The organism is Hymenobacter sp. BT730 (assembly GCF_030542105.1).
In the GTDB taxonomy this organism is placed as follows: Bacteria; Bacteroidota; Bacteroidia; order Cytophagales; family Hymenobacteraceae; genus Hymenobacter.
The window spans coordinates 538,266-555,607 of the sequence record NZ_JAUOFB010000002.1; the positions used below are offsets into that span (position 1 = coordinate 538,266).

General features: G+C 53.5%; 17 protein-coding genes. 10 read left to right on the forward strand and 7 right to left on the reverse strand.

What is annotated here, in order from left to right:
- Window positions 1-27: 27 nt before the first annotated feature.
- On the reverse strand, window positions 28-741 hold the full coding sequence (locus Q4G72_RS09140; RefSeq protein WP_303311114.1) for an SDR family NAD(P)-dependent oxidoreductase: 714 nt from the start codon (window positions 739-741) through the stop codon (window positions 28-30).
- A gap of 200 nt (window positions 742-941) precedes the next feature.
- Between Q4G72_RS09140 and Q4G72_RS09145 the strand changes: the two genes are divergently transcribed.
- The 4 genes from Q4G72_RS09145 (at window position 942) to Q4G72_RS09160 (ending at window position 7,714) form a co-directional block, all read left to right on the forward strand.
- Complete coding sequence (locus Q4G72_RS09145; protein WP_303311115.1) at window positions 942-4,463, forward strand: pyruvate carboxylase; 3,522 nt, start codon at window positions 942-944, stop codon at window positions 4,461-4,463.
- Window positions 4,464-4,519: 56 nt separating this feature from the next.
- Window positions 4,520-5,290, forward strand: a complete 771-nt coding sequence (locus Q4G72_RS09150) for a hypothetical protein (protein ID WP_303311116.1) — start codon at window positions 4,520-4,522, stop codon at window positions 5,288-5,290.
- Window positions 5,291-5,320: 30 nt separating this feature from the next.
- Window positions 5,321-6,097, forward strand: a complete 777-nt coding sequence (locus Q4G72_RS09155) for a hypothetical protein (protein WP_303311117.1) — start codon at window positions 5,321-5,323, stop codon at window positions 6,095-6,097.
- A 282-nt stretch (window positions 6,098-6,379) separates the two neighbouring features.
- Window positions 6,380-7,714 carry a M20/M25/M40 family metallo-hydrolase gene (locus Q4G72_RS09160; RefSeq protein WP_303311118.1) on the forward strand — a complete coding sequence of 445 codons (1,335 nt, stop codon included), beginning with the start codon at window positions 6,380-6,382 and terminating at the stop codon, window positions 7,712-7,714.
- 19 nt (window positions 7,715-7,733) lie between these two features.
- Here Q4G72_RS09160 and Q4G72_RS09165 read toward each other — a convergent pair whose 3' ends face one another.
- The 3 genes from Q4G72_RS09165 to Q4G72_RS09175 form a co-directional block, all read right to left on the reverse strand.
- Window positions 7,734-7,991 carry a hypothetical protein gene (locus Q4G72_RS09165; protein WP_303311119.1) on the reverse strand — a complete coding sequence of 86 codons (258 nt, stop codon included), beginning with the start codon at window positions 7,989-7,991 and terminating at the stop codon, window positions 7,734-7,736.
- 230 nt (window positions 7,992-8,221) lie between these two features.
- Window positions 8,222-9,040 (reverse strand): transporter, encoded by an 819-nt coding sequence (locus Q4G72_RS09170; protein ID WP_303311120.1) that lies wholly within the window; start codon window positions 9,038-9,040, stop codon window positions 8,222-8,224.
- A gap of 168 nt (window positions 9,041-9,208) precedes the next feature.
- Window positions 9,209-9,418, reverse strand: coding sequence for a hypothetical protein (locus tag Q4G72_RS09175; protein WP_303311121.1), 210 nt, complete (start codon window positions 9,416-9,418; stop codon window positions 9,209-9,211).
- A gap of 523 nt (window positions 9,419-9,941) precedes the next feature.
- Here Q4G72_RS09175 and Q4G72_RS09180 point away from each other — a divergent pair.
- On the forward strand, window positions 9,942-10,994 hold the full coding sequence (locus Q4G72_RS09180) for a cobalamin B12-binding domain-containing protein (RefSeq protein ID WP_303311122.1): 1,053 nt from the start codon (window positions 9,942-9,944) through the stop codon (window positions 10,992-10,994).
- A 6-nt stretch (window positions 10,995-11,000) separates the two neighbouring features.
- Here the strand turns inward: Q4G72_RS09180 and Q4G72_RS09185 are convergent, their stop codons facing one another.
- Entirely contained in the window at window positions 11,001-11,339 is a 339-nt protein-coding gene (locus Q4G72_RS09185) for a tetratricopeptide repeat protein (RefSeq protein ID WP_303311123.1), read from the reverse strand.
- A 76-nt stretch (window positions 11,340-11,415) separates the two neighbouring features.
- On the opposite strand from Q4G72_RS09185, the gene Q4G72_RS09190 reads away from it, so the two are divergent.
- From Q4G72_RS09190 to Q4G72_RS09205, 4 genes are all read left to right on the forward strand, one after another.
- A complete protein-coding gene (locus Q4G72_RS09190) occupies window positions 11,416-12,156 on the forward strand; it encodes an electron transfer flavoprotein subunit beta/FixA family protein (RefSeq protein ID WP_054413387.1) in 741 nt (246 codons plus the stop codon).
- 123 nt (window positions 12,157-12,279) lie between these two features.
- The gene (locus Q4G72_RS09195; RefSeq protein ID WP_303311125.1) at window positions 12,280-13,257 is read left to right on the forward strand and encodes an electron transfer flavoprotein subunit alpha/FixB family protein; all 978 of its coding nucleotides are present in this window, start codon (window positions 12,280-12,282) and stop codon (window positions 13,255-13,257) included.
- 182 nt (window positions 13,258-13,439) lie between these two features.
- Window positions 13,440-14,060 carry a bifunctional nuclease family protein gene (locus tag Q4G72_RS09200; protein ID WP_303311126.1) on the forward strand — a complete coding sequence of 207 codons (621 nt, stop codon included), beginning with the start codon at window positions 13,440-13,442 and terminating at the stop codon, window positions 14,058-14,060.
- A 112-nt stretch (window positions 14,061-14,172) separates the two neighbouring features.
- Window positions 14,173-14,712, forward strand: coding sequence for a YfiT family bacillithiol transferase (locus tag Q4G72_RS09205; protein ID WP_303311127.1), 540 nt, complete (start codon window positions 14,173-14,175; stop codon window positions 14,710-14,712).
- 165 nt (window positions 14,713-14,877) lie between these two features.
- On the opposite strand, the gene Q4G72_RS09210 is transcribed toward Q4G72_RS09205, so the two are convergent.
- Both Q4G72_RS09210 and Q4G72_RS09215 read right to left on the reverse strand, forming a co-directional pair.
- A complete protein-coding gene (locus Q4G72_RS09210; RefSeq protein WP_303311128.1) occupies window positions 14,878-15,687 on the reverse strand; it encodes an ABC transporter ATP-binding protein in 810 nt (269 codons plus the stop codon).
- Between the two features lie 90 nt (window positions 15,688-15,777).
- Window positions 15,778-16,509: an MlaE family ABC transporter permease gene (locus Q4G72_RS09215; protein ID WP_303311129.1), complete on the reverse strand. Its 732-nt coding sequence runs from the start codon at window positions 16,507-16,509 to the stop codon at window positions 15,778-15,780.
- A gap of 115 nt (window positions 16,510-16,624) precedes the next feature.
- Here Q4G72_RS09215 and Q4G72_RS09220 point away from each other — a divergent pair, with 115 nt between their 5' ends.
- Window positions 16,625-17,338, forward strand: coding sequence for an SDR family oxidoreductase (locus Q4G72_RS09220; protein ID WP_303311130.1), 714 nt, complete (start codon window positions 16,625-16,627; stop codon window positions 17,336-17,338).
- Window positions 17,339-17,342 lie beyond the last annotated feature (4 nt).

The following is a 17,342-nucleotide window of genomic DNA, read 5'->3' on the forward strand; positions in this document are numbered from 1 at the left end:
GCGTAGATGTCTGCGGAAAGTACAGCATTACTTCAAGCGGCCCATCCCGCCATCTACGGGCAACACCTGCCCGGTAATAAAGGAGCCGTGGTCGGAGAGGAGGAAGGCGGCCATATAGGCCAGGTCCTGGGGCTGACCCACGCGTTGTAGTGGGTGGCGCTTGGCGCTGGCCTCGGCCTTTTCCGGGGTGTTCAGCAGCGCCGCTGCCAGTGGTGTATCTGTTAGGGAAGGGGCAATGGCATTTACCCGCACGCCGCTGCCGGCATATTCCGATGCCAGGGAGCGGGCCAGACCTTCCACGGCCGCTTTGGAGGTAGCAATGCTGGCGTGAAAGGCCATACCGGTTTCAGCGGCCACCGTGCTAAACAGCACCACAGAGGCTCCGGAAGCCTTCTTAAGTCGCTTCATGGTGGCCTGCAATACCTGCACCGCGCCCAATACGTTCAACTCGAAATCTGCCCGGAAATCGTCCATCGGAATGCGCTCAAACGGGCGGAGCTTAATGCTGCCGGGGCAGTACACCACGCCGTGCAGCACCTCGGGCAAGCCATCCAGCATCCCCCCGATGGGCTTTGTTACATCCAGCTCAATGAAGGTGGTATTCAGCTCGGCCAGCTCCGGAGACAGGTGGCGGGAGGCAGTAAATAAATTGGCGTTTAACTGGTGCAGCAGGCGGGCCGTAGCCAGCCCGATACCTGAAGAAGCGCCCACAAGCAGGATGTTTTTATCCGCGAATTCCATGCGTGGAAGGTGAATTGAGAAAGGTCCTCTGCAAACTGCAGTGGGCAGAGAAGGTTTGCGCGTTTTTTACTTTATTCAAGAATTAACAGGAGCGTGTAGTTTGCGAAAAATATGATTTTAGCAAAAATTCGCTAACACTTCGCACACCATTCCGTAGCTTGCAGCACCTTCCCTGTTCCATCCAAACTCCACGTTCCAAGATGAATATCCGCAAACTGCTGGTCGCCAATCGGGGCGAAATTGCCATTCGTGTACTGCGCGCGGCAACTGAGCTGGGCATTACCACGGTAGCTATTTACACCTACGAGGACCGCTACTCCCTGCACCGCTACAAGGCCGATGAAGCCTACCAGGTAGGCCGCGACGATGAGCCCTTGAAGCCGTATCTGGACATTGAAGGCATTATCCGGACGGCCAAGGAGAACGGGGTTGATGCTATCCATCCGGGCTATGGCTTTCTGAGTGAAAATGCTACCCTGGCCCGCCGCTGCGGTGAGGAAGGCCTCATCTTTGTCGGCCCGCGCCCCGAGGTGATGGAGGCATTAGGAGATAAGGTAGCCGCGAAAAAAGTGGCGGTGCAGTGTCAGGTGCCCATCATCGAGAGCAGCATTCAGGACCTGACCACGTTTGAAATTGCGCAGGAAGAGGCGCACCGCATCGGCTACCCTGTCATGCTGAAAGCGGCTTCCGGCGGGGGTGGGCGCGGTATGCGCATCATCCGCGACGATGAGCAGATGGAGCGGGGCTTTTACGAGGCCCGCAATGAGGCCCTTAAAGCCTTCGGCGACGATACCGTGTTCCTGGAAAAGTTTGTGGAGCAGCCCAAGCACATTGAGGTGCAGCTGGTAGCCGATAACCACGGTAGCCTTACCCATCTCTACGAGCGGGACTGCTCCGTGCAGCGCCGCTACCAGAAAGTGGTAGAAGTGGCGCCCTCGCTCAACCTGCCCGAGCACATGCGGGAACTCCTGTATGAGTATGCGCTGCGCCTGGGCCGGGCTGTAAATTACAACAACGTGGGCACCGTGGAATTCCTGGTGAATCCCGAGCACGACCGAATCTACTTTATTGAAGTAAACCCCCGTATTCAGGTAGAGCACACTGTAACCGAAATGATTACGGGCATTGACCTGATTAAAACCCAGCTGCACATTGCCGACGGCCGCCGCCTCAGCGACCCGGAAGTCGGGCTGGGCCCGGAAGTAACGCCGCTGAAAATTGGGTATGCCATTCAGTGCCGCATCACCACCGAAGACCCTGAGCAGGATTTCAAGCCCGACTATGGCACCATTACGGCCTACCGCTCGGCGGGCGGCTTTGGCATCCGGCTGGATCAGGGTTCGGTGTACACCGGCGTGAAAGTGTCGCCGTTTTTTGACTCCCTGCTGGTCAAGGTTTCCACCCACGCGCCCACGCTGCAGGGTGCTGCTACTAAAATGGCCCGTACCCTGGATGAGTTCCGGATACGCGGCGTGAGCACCAACATTCAGTTCCTGCAGAATATCATTGCGCACCCGGTTTTCATGGCCGGCGAAGCCAATGTAGACTTCATCAAAGACCACCCGGAGCTGTTCAAATTTAAGCCGCGCCTGGACCGGGCCACCAAGGTGCTCAGCTTCCTGGGCGACGTAATTGTGAACGGCCACCCCGATGTGAGAGGGCTGATTGACGCTAAGCGCGAGCTGCGCAAGCCGCGCCTGCCGGAGGTAAACCCGGCCACTGGCTGGCGCATGGCGCTGGATGCCACAACCGACGCGGCACCTGCCGGCAATGGGCAAGTAGCGCACACGGCGGCCTTCCCGCCCGGCACCAAGCAGAAGCTGACCGAGCTGGGGCCGCAGGAGTTTGCCAAATGGCTGCGCGCCGAAAAGCATATCCACTACACCGATACCACCCTGCGCGATGCGCACCAGAGCCTGCTGGCCACACGCATGCGCACTTTCGATATGCTGAAAGTGGCCGAAAGCTACGCCCGCATGCACCCCCAAACGTTTTCGCTGGAATGCTGGGGAGGGGCTACGTTTGATGTGGCGCTTCGCTTCCTGCACGAAGACCCCTGGGAGCGGCTGGCGAAGCTGCGCCAGGCAGTGCCTAATATTCTGCTGCAGATGCTCATTCGCGGGGCCAATGGCGTGGGCTACAAAGCCTACCCCGATAACCTCACGGAGCGCTTCGTAGAGCAGGCCGCGGAAACCGGCATCGACGTGTTCCGCATCTTCGATTCCCTGAACTGGATGCCGGGTATGGAAGCCTGCATTGGTTTTGTGCGCAATAAAACCCAGAGCCTAGCCGAAGCCAGCATCTGCTACACCGGCGACATTCTGGACCCCAAGCGCAACCGGAAATACTCCCTGGAATATTACCTGCGTCTGGCTAAACAGATTGAAGAAGCCGGTGCCCATATTCTGTGCATCAAGGATATGGCCGGGCTACTAAAGCCATACGCGGCCAAAGAGCTGGTTACCGCCCTGCGCGACACCATCAGCCTGCCCATCCACCTGCACACCCACGATACTTCTTCCCTGCAGGCCGCTACCTACCTGAAAGCAGTGGAGGCCGGAGTTGATGTAATTGACGTAGCCTTGGGTAGCCTGTCGGGCCTTACCTCGCAGCCCAACTTTAACTCAGTAGTAGAGATGTTGCGTGGGCAGCCGCGCCACCGGGAGTTTGAGCAACGCTCCCTCAACGAATTCTCGAACTACTGGGAAGCTGTGCGCGAGCATTACTATCCGTTTGAGTCGGGGCTGAAGGCCGGTACTTCCGAGGTTTTCCAGCACGAAATTCCGGGTGGACAGTACTCCAACCTTCGGCCGCAGGCCGCTTCTCTGGGCTTGCTGGATAAGTTTGAAACCGTGAAAACCACCTTTGCCGATGTCAACCAACTGTTCGGCGACATCATCAAAGTAACGCCTTCTTCCAAAGTGGTAGGGGACATGGCTTTGTTTCTGGTTTCCAATAACCTGACCACAGCCGATGTGCTGGAAAAAGGCCCCAGCCTGAGCTTCCCGGAATCGGTGCGGGAGTTGTTCCGTGGGGATATTGGCCAGCCCGAAGGCGGCTGGCCTAAAGACGTGCAGAAGGCTATTCTGAAAGACGAGCAGCCCTTCACCGACCGCCCCAACGAGCACCTTGCGCCCATTGATTTTGACGCTGAGTGGCAGAAGTTTGAGGAGAAATTTGGCCAGCGGAGCAAGTTTACGGATCTGCTTTCCTGGCTCCTCTACCCCAAAGTATTTGAGCAATATTGGGCGCACCTGCAGCAGTACGGCGAGGTATCAGTAGTGCCCACCCAGGTGTTTTTCTACGGCCTGCAGCCGGGCGAGGAAACCATTATTGAAATTGCCCGAGGCAAAAGCATCATCGTGGGGCTGCAAAGCATTGGGCCGGTAAACGAGGACGGTTGCCGGACCATTTTCTTTTCCCTCAACGGCCAGACCCGTAATCTGGAAATCAGGGACACCAGTGTGGAGGTGAAGCGCGTGCAAAACCCCAAGGCGGACAAAGCCAACGCCCGCCAGATAGGCGCGCCCTTGCAGGGGCTGCTGTCCAAAGTGTTGGTGAAGGATGGCCAGCAGGTGAAGCGCAACGCGCCGCTGTTCATTATTGAGGCTATGAAAATGGAAACCACCATCACCGCTTCAGAGGATACCATAGTGCAGGCCGTAAATCTGCCCGAAGGTACCCTGGTGCATGCCGATGACTTGGTAGTAACGCTGGGATAAATCATAAAAGGAATTATCTTACTACCAATTCTATCCACCTTCTATCAGGCCATTATATGTTGTCCCGGTTCTGTTTTCTGGCCCGAATTCCGCTTCTGGGCTTTACTGGCTTTCTGCTGCTGCCCGCTGCAAATGCTCAGAGCGTGGTGCCTAAATCCGATGACCCGGAAAGTGTATTTATGCTGGGTGGCACTAATGCCACCAATACACGCATGCTCTTTCAGCAGCGCAATACGCCGCTTAAGGGTACTCAGTATGTCTGGCCTAAATGGGGAGTAGGTGAGGTGGTGCTCACCTCTGAGCAGATAATTACGGAAATGCCGCTCAAGTTTGATGCTTACAGTCATAACTTGGTAGTAAAGCGGCCGCAGGGAGATTCTATTTTTGTAGATCCCGCTAGAATAACGGAGTTCACCATTATTGATGCCTGGACGGGGAAAGCACCTGTTAAGCGGCATTTTCGACGAGTTGCAGATCTACCAGGGCATCAGGAGCCTTTTCAGTTTCTAGAAGTCCTGAATGATGAAGGACCCTATTTCCTATTGAAGCGCTACGGCAAGAACCTGATTCCGGCTAAGGCAGAAACTCCCTACGTGCCGGCCGTGCCTTACAATGAGCTAACCAACACTACGGAATATTACCTGCTTTCACCTATTGGTCAGCTGCTGCCGGTAAAACCTACGCAGCGGGCATTTCTGGCCGCTGTTCCTGCAGACTGGGCTGCTGCTCTACGGCAGCAATTGCAGAAAGGGGCCAAAATTCGGGGAGAAGATGACTTGTTTAACGCCGTTTCCCGGCTCAATGTACTGGCTGCACAAAAGAAATAGCTCCGGGAAAACCTGTATACTAGCGGTATTATGAAGAATTATGTCGCTTTTGTTTTTCCGAAAGCAGTAGGCAGTCTGCTTATGTTGGTAATGTTTGCTGCCCCCGCAGCGCTTGGCCAGCAGGTACCGGGAAGCCCCCTCAATGAACAGGAAAATCTGCGGTTGTTGGCTGGAAATGATGTCAACACCGTGGTGATGGTGAAGAACAAAATGTACGAGGGGCTCAGAGGAACTCCCTATTTTCTGCCTAACTGGAGTACTGGTGATATACTGCTCTCCACCAATCAACGGGTAGTAAATGTGCCCCTTAAGTACGATGTATATGCCCGTCAGATTATGGCGCGTCGACCCAAGGGAGACTCCATTTGGGTAGACCAAGGACGGATTGTAGAGTTTACTCTGAACGATGCTCACGCCCTGCCAGGACAGGCCGTCACGCATAGGTTCCGGCTTTTCTCCAACCTCCCCAATCAGCCCAATCGGCCGGAATTTCTGGAGGTTTTGCATCCCTCCGGCCCCTATAGCTTGCTCAAACGGCCCGTAAAAACGCTGTACAAGGCCAGTACCCAGCAAGCCTATAGTGCCGACCGCCCATACGATGAGTTGGTAGATGCTCCCGAGTACTATCTGCTGAATCCGCAGGGAACCATGACGTTGATAAAACCTTCTCAGAAGGCACTATTAGCTGCCGTTCCCGCTGAATGGGCCGAGCCATTGCGTGCGCAGCTTAAAAAAGCCAGTCTTAAAACGGAAGACGACCTGTTTAATGCCGTGTCGCACTTGAATCAGTTGGCCTCCCAAAAATAAGGAAGCTTATCAACTTCTTAACAGAACCCGCTGGTCTTGGCCAGCGGGTTTTCTTTTTCCAGCCCGTTTAAAGTCGCCGTTTCTTGCATTATTATAAGGATAGGTGTGTTTCGATGCCTCCCATGCATATAGAGCAAGTTAAAGGATTAGCTTGGATTAGTTTAAATTATGCAGTTTAAAGCACCTTGAGCATATTAGTGAACCAGAAAGATAGGATGGTAGAAAAAAGGATAATGCCGGTATCGGTTTCGGCTACCTGAGGCAATTTGCCTACCTTGTGGTATGAAATCCATTACTTTCATAGTTGTATTTGTTTGGGCTGCTTTTACTTGTCTGGCCCAGAAAAAAACTAGTGCCACTACAGCTGTCGTAATTTCGGCGGCCACGGTGGAGCGTGTAGAGAAAACGCTGGCTGCTGATGCCATGCAAGGCCGCGCTGGCCAGGTGGGCGGCTTGCTGGCCGCTAAGTTTCTAGCGGCCGAATTCAACCGTATCGGCTTGCAAAAATTTCCCGGGCTCACCAGCTATGAGCAAATATTTACTGCCTATGAGACCCGCACCACCGCCCTGTATGTGATGCTCAATAATGTGCCCATTGCCAAAGAAAAGACATTGTTGGTTTCCGGCCAGCCCCACTTAAACTGGGCTGAAGATGATGACCCTGCAGCCCGCGTCATTGTACTGGGGGCCGAAGCCAATTTCAGTAAGGTTATCAGGCCCTTGCTGGAGCCTAGCGAAAACATTGTGGTTTTTGTAGATCCAGCTCACGAAGAGGCATTTAAAAAGCTAAGCCGCCGTTTGCAGAGTGGCCAGTTGCGTCCCGAAAAACCCGGCCCTTTTTCAACGGTGCTGGCTTTGGTAGCCGTGAATAACAACCCTATACACTATCGGGTAGCGGCCAACACCACGGTGCATGCCGTGGAAATGCGCAATGTGGTAGGCGTGCTCCCGGGCCAGGATCAAAACCGCGCCAATGAGCAGGTAGTTTTCTCTGCCCATTATGACCATCTGGGAATTTTGCCGGCCGTTGCCGGCGACTCCATTGCAAATGGAGCCGACGATGATGCGAGCGGCACCAGTGCGGTAGTAGCATTGGCTGAATACTTCAAGAAGCAGAAGAACAATGCCCGCACCCTGGTTTTCGTAGCTTTTGCAGCAGAAGAAATAGGTGGGTTTGGCTCCCAATATTTCTCCCGGCAAATATCGGCTCAGCAGGTAGTGGCCATGTTCAATATTGAAATGATTGGGAAGCCCGCCAAGTTTGGCCCTAATACTGCCTTTATTACGGGGTATGATAAATCAGACTTCGGTAAAATCCTGCAGCGCAATCTGGCAGGCAGCGCCTTCCGCTTTGAGCCGGACCCGTACCCCGAGCAGCAACTGTTTTACCGCTCCGATAATGCTACCCTGGCCCGCTTGGGCGTACCGGCGCACACCATTAGCACCGACCAGATTCCAACCGATAACCTCTACCACTCAGTTGATGATGAGGTCGAAAGCCTGAATCTCAAGAACATGACGGCAGTAATTACTGCCATTGCACAGAGTGCTGCCAGTATTATTTCTGGTAAGGATACACCCACCCGGATTGTGAATGCCGGAACCGACGCTCGGTAGTCGTTCTGTGGCTGCAGTACTAACGCGGCTTGCCCGACTGGTTCTCCTCGGAGGTATGCCCCGGCGATTCTTGTTTTTTGGTGGCTGGTATCCGGTCCTGCGGCAGGCTGTCCGGCGTTTCAGACTGGTTGCCTTCAAAAAGTGACTCCAGGCTAATCCCGGCAATAGGGCTGGATAGGATACGAGGCATAGCAGGTTCTGGGTCACCGAGGCCCGTAACGGTACGGGAGGGAGCACGCTGCTCAGACTGCGCCCGGGTACTGGCGTGCGCAATCAATAGGAGAAGGAATAGTAATAAGAAACGGTAAATAGTTTTCATCTGTATTTTGTAAGTATTATAGATAGGATGAAACAAAACTATGGGAGTGGATTGCTATTTCCTAGTGTTTTGGGTTTTTATCAGAATTATTTTTATAAAATATATAAACACAAAAAGGTCCTGCATCTTCTTTCTAATAGAAGATACAGGACCAGATTTATAAGATTGAAGCTTAGACTTTCTGTTTATTAGTAGGGAAGACGTACGCTTACCCCAGCGCCCAGCTGCAGGCCCCCATTCGGTGCATTAAACTGATGCCCGGCATTGGCATCAACCCGGAAACCCGGGACTGGCCGCCAGTAAACGCCAGTAGTAACGCCCGGCTGCCAGGTTTGTCGGCCCAGCACATATGCCTCGGAAAAGAAACCAAAATGAGAACTAAGCGGCCCATTAAGGGCCACCGAACCTAGGTATTGCCCGCGCTTCGTGTCGGCAGCCCGGAAGCCTTTTTGAGTGAAGCCAAAGTTGCCTTCCAGACCATATCGGTCGCCTATCATCTGCGAAATCAACAGGCGGGCCGAGGGCTCATAAGTTTTGTAGGGAAAAGAGGCGTCGCCGTTACGTAGCGTCATTTCGGCCAGCACTACCACCTGTGAGCGGGCGTTTTGTACAGTAGAGGCTAGAAACTTAGCCCCAACTGTAAGTGGCGCAAAACCTGCTGCCGATGGAATAGCAGGCCCTTCTAACGTGGCTCGCTGGGGCTGCGCGTGCAGATAGTTCTGGGTAGCCCGTAACTCAATATGGTTAAAGAATCCTACCCGCAATGTGGCCGAAGACATGGTACGGCTGGCGCCAAACCGCTCCGTAGCCGGCAGCTGACTGATGCCGGCATCGACCTGCACCTGGCCCGGATAGAGCATGTTGGTGGTGATGGTGACACCCGGCCGGTCTGGGCGGATGTTTCGCACAAACGGCGAGTCAGTTAATTCGTCGCCCGATGTTTGGGCCAAGGTGCGGGTAGCGGTGCCTATAAGCACGGCCAGCCCCAGCAGAATGGTCTTACGCATAGAAGCCGGACAACAATGCCGGCTCTAAAGTTCAGTTGGGAAAAGGAAGACCTCTCTTTTACGGGGCTTTGCCCGGCAAGGTTTTGAAATAAGGCTGTTTATTTTCAGTTGATATGTATTCTTAGTCAGCTAGATATAAGGAGCCCTTGGGTAGAAACGGACTAAGAGCTACATGGAAGAGGTTTCAGCCTTATTAGCAAACCGCTCTAATATATACGGGGCATCGTCGGGAATACCGCTCAGTAAGCGGCGCTCGGCAGCATCGCACCAGTTGCGCAATAGGTCGGGGTCATTGCGCTGGTAGCGCAGGCGGTCCGGGTGTGCTTCCAGCCAGTTATGAACATATGTATGGGCCTGCTGATATGTGAAGGGCTGCATTACCAAGTGTTCAGGCAGGAAAGTAAGCTGCCTGCGACATCCATAAAATACATTATAATGCTTTTTAAATCAACTTTTTATGCTGTTGAAAGAGTGGGAATCCGACAAAGGGCCCGACGGATCACCATTTGCTGGGTTATACCTGATTTTACAATAGATGTACTAGCACTACATATCAATTAGATCAAACACTATGACCCGTTTCTGCTACTAAAGCTGTTTAGGAAGTCGACTGGCGTGCCCTTTTAAGCCGTCAGCAGGGGCAAACGGGAACAATAGGAGGACCGCAGGGAACCAGGGGCATTGGGTGGGCAACCGATGTCGCGCCTTTCCTGGACAGCTTCAGCATAAGGAATATAAAGGCAAGTAGGGATGGCTAAACCACATAAAAGGCCGTAATACGGTTTGAAGGAATAAAAAGAGGATAGAAGCGGTCAGCAGAATATAGTAGATGGGATTATATAGCTGTTTATATAGTTTAAGCAGGCTCGAGGATAACTAATGATTTTGTAATTTTCGCCGCATGAGTGCCAAGCTTGCCCAGAAAACTGCCCGTACCCTCATTGAGAGTACCGATGAAGTCGCCTATACTGCCCTTCGAGCCTATCAGTCTGCCACCAACGGAGCAGCGGCAGATGAGACTAAAAAGCTGACCGAGATTCAGACCCAGATTTATCCATTGGCTCTGGCAATTCAGATGGATAGTGCCCCCTTGTTTGATACGCACATTGAGCAATTACGCAGGCAGGACACCAGCCAGGCGCGCGACCAAGAGCTAACGGCGCAACTCGTCGCCCTAAAACAAGTGCTTTCTCAGCGGCTGCCCATCACCGCCTATATTCTGGCTGCCAAATACCTGAACGATGCCATTGGCTATCTAAGTGAGTCGTTGCCCTCGGTAGACATTCCGAAGGTGACGTTTCCTATGGCCGATAATCCACTAGGCGAACTGGCCTCCCGCTATTTAGAGGCACTTATGGCTGCCGACCGGCAGGCCGCTATCCAGCTAATTGTGGCAGAAGCCCGCCGCAGCACCGATGTGCGTGCCATATATGAGCATGTATTTGTACCAGTACAGTGGGAAGTAGGAGAGCGGTGGCATCGCCGGGTAATTAACATAGCCCAGGAGCATTTCTGTACTGCCACCACGGAACTGGCTGCCGCCCAATTGTACCAATTTCGGCACGCTTTGCCTCGCAACGGCCGTATGGCCGTGGTAACTACTGTAGCCGGCGACCTGCACGGTATGGGTGCCCGCATCATTGCCGACTATCTGGAGATGGAAGGCTGGAAAATCTACTATCTGGGTGTAAATACGCCTACCGAAAGCCTGCTCCATCTGCTGGAAGAGTTGCAGCCCGATTTGCTGGCCATGGCGGCCTCCATGCCGCAACACGTGACCGTGGTACGTGAACTGGTGGTGGCCAAGGAGCAAAACCCGCAACTCAGCAAAATAAAAGTGTTGGTAGGTGGTGCCGCCTTCAGCACCGACGCGGAGCTTTGGAAAACCACCGGCGCCGATGCTTTTGCCGCTTCCCCCGCCAAAGCCGTGGCCTGGACGAAAACGGTTTTTTAAGCCCGCTTAGTCGTCTTCATAATCTAGCCCTAGCACATGATTTAGCGCGCCTTGTAGCTCGCTGGCAGCGTGCATCTGCCCGGCACGGCGGCTTACCTGCAGGCCCAGGCGGTAAATCTTTTCAGCTTCTTCGGGCTTTTCCAGCTGCTCCAGTAGCTTACCAGCGTGATAATACGTACCCACATAATCCGGGTGCTCGTCCAGTAATTTCTGGTAGAAGCCCAAAGCTTTCTGTGGATCGGTGGGACGATACTCGGTGGCCAGCGCGTATATCGTGAAGGGGTCGTTGGGGTCGTCTTGGTAGAAGGCGAGGAGTTGCTGCAAGCGGCTTGACGCGGTTTCCATAGGGAGTGAGTTTTCAGTATCTTCGCCCCAAATTTGGGGTTTTCCCGTAGTTATCCGTCCATCCAAGCAGCCGTAGATGAAGTTTCTCGTTTGCATCAGCAACGTTCCCGACACGACCACCAAAATCACCTTCACCCCCGATAACAAGGAATTCAACAAAGCAGGGGTGCAATTCGTGATAAACCCTTGGGATGAATATGCCCTCACCCGTGCCATTGAGCTGAAAGAAGCCCAAGGCAGCGGCACCGTAACGGTGCTGAACGTAGGTGAGGCCGATACCGAGCCCAATATCCGCAAGGCGCTGGCCATTGGGGCCGACGACGCCATCCGCGTGAATGCTCATCCTAAGGATGCTTATTTCGTGGCGCAACAGATTGCCAGCGTAGCCAAAGAAGGCGGCTACGATGTTATTCTGATGGGTAAGGAGAGCATCGATTACAACGGCTTCCAGGTACATGGCATGGTAGGCGAGATGCTGGGCATCCCCACCGTAGCTCCGGCCATGAAGCTGGATATGAACGGCAACACTGCCACGCTGGAACGCGAAATTGAAGGCGGAAAAGAAATTGTGGAGGTAAACACACCCTTCGTAGCCTCGTGCCAGCAGCCCATGTGTGAGCCCCGCATCCCTAACATGCGCGGCATCATGACGGCCCGCACCAAGCCGCTGAAGGTCATTGAGCCCGTAGGCGAAGGTGCCCGCACCGAGGTAGCTGAATACGCACTGCCCCCTAAGAAGCAAGGCGTAAAGCTTATCCCCGCTGAAAGCGCCGGCGACCTGATCAAGCTCCTCCGCAACGAAGCCAAAGTTATCTAAACTTCGAATTATATACTTTGAGGTTTGGGTTCTTGGGTCTGTTAAAACGTCTGTGAATCAGTGGTTTTGATGGATTTAAATGAACAAAGGCTTTAGAAGGATGAATTCATAATTCCAGGAAATATGTCCGTACTCGTAGTAGTAGAATGTGATAACGGCGAAGTGAAAAAGTCTTCGCTGGAAGTGGCTTCTTACGGAAGCCAGGTAGCCCAGATGCTCGGTACTTCCGCCACGGCTATTGCCGTAGGGGAGGCCACTGAAGCCAATCTGGCCAAGCTGGGTGAGCAAGGCATCAGCAAAGTGCTGTATGACGCTGAGCCTCGCTTGAAAGATTTCGTGAATGGTGCTTATACCAAGCTCATTGCCACTGCTGCCCAGCAGGAAGATTCTAAGGTAATTGTGCTGGCTAACTCTAACATTGGTGCGGCTGTTGGCTCGCGCCTGTCGGTGCGGTTGCAGGCAAGCCTGGCTACCAACGTAGTAGAGCTGCCTAAAGTAAACAATGGTCAGTTTTTGGTGAAGCGCGGTGCCTTCTCGGGCAAAGCCTTTGCTGACGTTACCCTGCAGGGCGACCGGAAAATCATTGCCGTTAAGAAAAACTCCATCGAGGCTCTGCACGAAGCCGGCAAAACTGCTCAGGTAGTTGCTTTCTCTGCCCAGCTTACGGATGCTGACTTTGCCGATGCCCCCAAGCAAGTAGTAATGCAGGACCAGGCCGGCGGTATTCTGTTGCCTGAAGCTGATAAAGTGGTATCTGGTGGCCGTGGCATGAAAGGCCCTGAGAACTGGTATCTCATTGAGGATCTGGCCAAGGCATTGGGTGCGGCCACGGCCTGCTCCAAGCCGGTTTCAGATGTAGACTGGCGCCCTCACCACGAGCACGTAGGTCAGACGGGCATCACCGTTTCGCCCAACCTGTACATTGCCTGCGGCATTTCGGGTGCTATTCAGCACCTGGCCGGGGTAAACTCCAGCAAGGTAATTGTGGTTATCAACAAAGACCCCGAAGCTCCGTTCTTCAAGGCCGCTGATTATGGCATTGTAGGCGACGTATTCGATGTACTGCCCAAACTAACCCAGGCCGTAAAAGAACTGGGCTAGGTTTTAGGAGTATAGGGTCTTGAGAAAATCGGGTTTCATTGTAAATCGGTTTTCTCAAGACCCTAAGTCTTTTTCTGGTTTTCCTAGTACGGGCGCGGAGCCTTTCTTTTCTTTGCACGTATCACCTATTTAGGCCTGCCACTCCGTTCTTAAGACCCTACGTCCTCAAGACCCCAAGAACCTTGAAAAAAATACAGCTCGAAATTCTGGGCCTTTCCTCCAGCCAGTCCCAATCCGGCTCCTTCGCCCTTATTCTGGGGGAAAAAACCGGTAACCGGCGGCTACCGATTATCATCGGCATGTTTGAAGCTCAGAGTATTGCTATCCAGATAGAAAAGATAAGCCCCAACCGTCCGCTCACGCATGACCTGTTTAAGTCGTTTGCCGAGCATGTGCACGTGGTTATTCTGGAAGTGCTGATTTCTGACCTGAAGGAAGGCGTCTTCTACTCCAAGATTGTGTGTTCTGATGGGGCCAGCACCTTTGAGCTGGATGCCCGCCCTTCCGATGCCATTGCCATTGGCCTGCGTTTCGGCGTGCCGATTTACACCGTGGAAAGTGTGTTGAGCGAAGCCGGCATTATTCTCTCTGACCTCGACGAAACCGGCGAGGACTCGGATGAGGACGACGAGGATGAGGATGATGACAGCGGTTCCACCGGACCTACGCCCACTGAGCCGCGTGAGCCTACCGGGCAGGTTTCTTTGGATGAGCTGACTAAAATGCTGGCTCAGGCCCTGGAGAAAGAGGACTACGAAAAAGCCGCCAAAATTCGCGACGAACTCAACAAGCGGAAAGACTAAAATCTTACTGCATACCCGGCAATGGCTTCCCCACAGGAAGCCATTGCTGTTTTAGGTTGATTCCGTCTTAGTGCAACCTTGTACCTTACCGTCCGCATCTGTTCTTTTGCTTATGATTGAAACCGACCTTCGCTATCCTATTGGCCAGGCAGAGCTACCAACCGGCCCACTTTCATCAGGTGCCCGCATGGGGCTGCTGGCCCAACTGGCCATGCTACCCGACCAGGTACGGGCCGCTGCCGCTGGGCTTAGCCCGGAGCAACTAAACACCTCGTACCGCCCCGGTGGCTGGACAGTGCGCCAGGTTCTGCACCACCTGCCCGATTCGCACATGAATGCTTATATGCGTTTCCGGCTGGCCCTTACGGAAGAGTTGCCCACTATCAAGCCTTATGATGAAGGTGCCTGGGCAGAGTTGCCAGATGTGGCGGCCACATCTGTGGGAGTATCCTTGTCACTGCTAAATGCCCTGCACTCGCGCTGGACTACGCTCCTGCGCCAGCTTACCGAGGAGCAGTGGGCGCGCCGGTTCTACCATCCCGGCTCACAGCAGGAATTCACCCTGGATCAGGCCCTGGCTATGTATGCCTGGCATGGGCGGCACCACCTGGCCCATATTTCCAGCTTGCGCGATAGGGAAGGGTGGTGGTGAAGGGATAACCCAACTCTCTCAGAAATACCGGAATTCAACAATAAAGGCTGCAATCAGCTTCAACCAAAATTAAAAAGCCCTTGACGTGCACAATGACGTCAAGGGCTTTTTTATGGCTAATATGAAAGCCTAAATGCAGCCTCCCTTTATTGCTGAGCTATACTTCTATACTTCCGAAAGTGGCTCATTGGCCAACGCTTCCAAACCTCCTCCGGATGTTTCTTCTACGCGTTTAGCAGCGCGTACCAGACTGCTACTGAAAATGAATTCGCGCAACTCCGGTACCTGGGCGTTCAGGATTTCGTCCTTGTTGCCGTCCCAAAGCTTCAAGCCTTTGTGTAAGAAGATGATATGGTCGCCGATTTCTACCACGGAGTTCATGTCGTGGGTGATGACGACGGTGGTGATTTGATACTCGTGGGTGATTTCGTGAATCAGCTCGTCAATCTTGATGCTGGTAGCGGGGTCGAGGCCGGAGTTGGGCTCGTCGCAGAACAGGTAGGTACAGTTGGGAGCAATGGCGCGGGCAATGCCCACGCGCTTTTTCATGCCACCCGAAATTTCAGAAGGCATTTTATTGCCGGCATTTTCCAGGCCCACGCGCTTCAGGCAAAACTCCACCCGGTCGCGGCGCTCTTCCTTGCTCATTTCCGGCGTGAGCATCTTCAGCGGAAACTCCGTGTTTTCATACACGGTCATGGAGTCGAAGAGGGCACCCCCCTGGAACAGCATGCCAATTTTGCGGCGGATTTCCTGCCGGATCTGCACCTTGTTGTTGGTGAAGATGGTGCCATCAAAGGTGATGCTGCCGATATCAGGCTGCATGAGGCCCACAATACATTGCAACAGTACGCTTTTGCCGGTGCCGGAACCACCCAGCACCAGGTTGCATTTGCCCGTTGCAAACGTGCAGGTAATACCCTTCAGCACTTGGTTGCCATTGAAGGATTTCTGGACGTTATGAACTTCAATCATGTTGGAAGTAACAGAAAGCGGTGGGCTATGAGCAGCAGGCTTCTATCAAGGTCGGAATACCGTCGAACAAAACCAATGGCTGCAAACAACTTATAAAAGCACAGCGGCCAATACGTAATCGGCAATCAGAATGGCAATGATGGAGTTGGTTACGGCGCCTGTACTTGCTGCGCCTACTTCCAGGGCTCCACCTTTGGTGAAGTAGCCTTTATACGCGGAAATAGCCGAAACCAGGAAGGCAAAAACCACCGACTTAATCAACGCAAAGGCAATATTGTAAGGAATGAAATCAGTGCGAATACCCTCAATGTATTCCTGCGCCGACATAGCTCCCGACAACGTGCCCGCCAGATACCCGCCAAAGATGGACAGGCCCATGGCCATAATAACCAACAGCGGAAACATCAGGATGGCTGCTACTACTTTGGGCAATACCAGATAAGAGGCAGAGTTAATACCCATTACCTCCAGTGCATCCACCTGCTCGGTAATGCGCATGGTGCCCAGCCCGCCAGCAATGCTGGAGCCTACTTTTCCCGCCAGCACAATGCTGGTGATAGTGGGGGCCAGCTCCAGGATAGTCATTTCGCGTACCATAAACCCAATGGTGGATTTAGGAATAAGCGGGTTCGTGAGGTTGTAGGCAATCTGCACACAGGTTACTGCTCCAATAAAAGCCGAAACAATGGCCACAATGAAAATGGAGTCAACCCCAATCAGAATAGCTTCGTCTAGGGTACGCTGCCAGAGCACCCGCACCCGCTCTTTGCGGGTGAGCATACTCTGCATGAAAAGAATGAAAGAGCCGAAGGTTTTGACCATATAATGCGAAACTAAAGCAGAAAAGCGGAAACTTGCGGAGGAGCAGTCCGGCATAAGAAAACTGCCAGTGCGGATTCGCTCCCCTTACGTAAAAACCGATTCAACAAGTAAAGGAATGCAAAAATTAATCGTAGTGACGGGTGGTACGAAAGGAATTGGGCGCGCCATTGTGGAACGCTTTGCCCAAGAGGGCCATGCCGTCGTCACTTGCGCCCGCTCGGCTGCCGATTTACTGGTTTTAAGTGATACGATGGCGCAGGCTTATCCGAACGTAAGCGTATACACCCTCGCTGCCGATTTAAGCCAGCCTCGTGATGCCGCCCGTTTCGTGGATTTTGTACGTAGCCTGAACGGAGAAGTAGAAGTGCTGGTAAACAATACCGGCGGCTTTGAGCCTGGCCGCCTGCAGGATGAGCCTACCGACGGCTCGCAACTGCGCCACATGATTGACGTGAACCTTTACAGTGCCTATGACGTGACCCAGGGCCTGTTGCCGGATATGATTGCGCGCCGCGCCGGGCATATCTTCAATATGTGTTCCACGGCCAGTATTACAGCCTATACCAACGGCGGCTCCTACTGCATTGCCAAATTTGCCTTGTATGGAATGACCAAAGTGTTGCGCGCCGAGTTGCGGGAGCACAACATCCGCGTAACGGCCGTGCTGCCCGGTGCCACGCTTACCAACAGCTGGGAGGGTACCGACTTGCCGCCGGAGCGTTTTATGTGCCCGGAAGACGTAGCCGATGCCATATTTAGTGCCTATTCCTTGTCCCGCCGCGCCGTAGTGGAAGAGCTTCTCATTCGTCCGCAACTAGGGGATATCTAGCCAT

What these genes read in the sequence shown, in the direction of transcription:
- Q4G72_RS09140 (WP_303311114.1), bottom strand. Translation starts at nt 741, where the DNA reads ATGGAATTCGCGGATAAAAACATCCTGCTTGTGGGCGCTTCTTCAGGT.
- Q4G72_RS09145 (WP_303311115.1), top strand. Translation starts at nt 942, where the DNA reads ATGAATATCCGCAAACTGCTGGTCGCCAATCGGGGCGAAATTGCCATT.
- Q4G72_RS09150 (WP_303311116.1), top strand. Translation starts at nt 4,520, where the DNA reads ATGTTGTCCCGGTTCTGTTTTCTGGCCCGAATTCCGCTTCTGGGCTTT.
- Q4G72_RS09155 (WP_303311117.1), top strand. Translation starts at nt 5,321, where the DNA reads ATGAAGAATTATGTCGCTTTTGTTTTTCCGAAAGCAGTAGGCAGTCTG.
- Q4G72_RS09160 (WP_303311118.1), top strand. Translation starts at nt 6,380, where the DNA reads ATGAAATCCATTACTTTCATAGTTGTATTTGTTTGGGCTGCTTTTACT.
- Q4G72_RS09170 (WP_303311120.1), bottom strand. Translation starts at nt 9,040, where the DNA reads ATGCGTAAGACCATTCTGCTGGGGCTGGCCGTGCTTATAGGCACCGCT.
- Q4G72_RS09175 (WP_303311121.1), bottom strand. Translation starts at nt 9,418, where the DNA reads ATGCAGCCCTTCACATATCAGCAGGCCCATACATATGTTCATAACTGG.
- Q4G72_RS09180 (WP_303311122.1), top strand. Translation starts at nt 9,942, where the DNA reads ATGAGTGCCAAGCTTGCCCAGAAAACTGCCCGTACCCTCATTGAGAGT.
- Q4G72_RS09185 (WP_303311123.1), bottom strand. Translation starts at nt 11,339, where the DNA reads ATGGAAACCGCGTCAAGCCGCTTGCAGCAACTCCTCGCCTTCTACCAA.
- Q4G72_RS09190 (WP_054413387.1), top strand. Translation starts at nt 11,416, where the DNA reads ATGAAGTTTCTCGTTTGCATCAGCAACGTTCCCGACACGACCACCAAA.
- Q4G72_RS09195 (WP_303311125.1), top strand. Translation starts at nt 12,280, where the DNA reads ATGTCCGTACTCGTAGTAGTAGAATGTGATAACGGCGAAGTGAAAAAG.
- Q4G72_RS09205 (WP_303311127.1), top strand. Translation starts at nt 14,173, where the DNA reads ATGATTGAAACCGACCTTCGCTATCCTATTGGCCAGGCAGAGCTACCA.
- Q4G72_RS09210 (WP_303311128.1), bottom strand. Translation starts at nt 15,687, where the DNA reads ATGATTGAAGTTCATAACGTCCAGAAATCCTTCAATGGCAACCAAGTG.
- Q4G72_RS09215 (WP_303311129.1), bottom strand. Translation starts at nt 16,509, where the DNA reads ATGGTCAAAACCTTCGGCTCTTTCATTCTTTTCATGCAGAGTATGCTC.
- Q4G72_RS09220 (WP_303311130.1), top strand. Translation starts at nt 16,625, where the DNA reads ATGCAAAAATTAATCGTAGTGACGGGTGGTACGAAAGGAATTGGGCGC.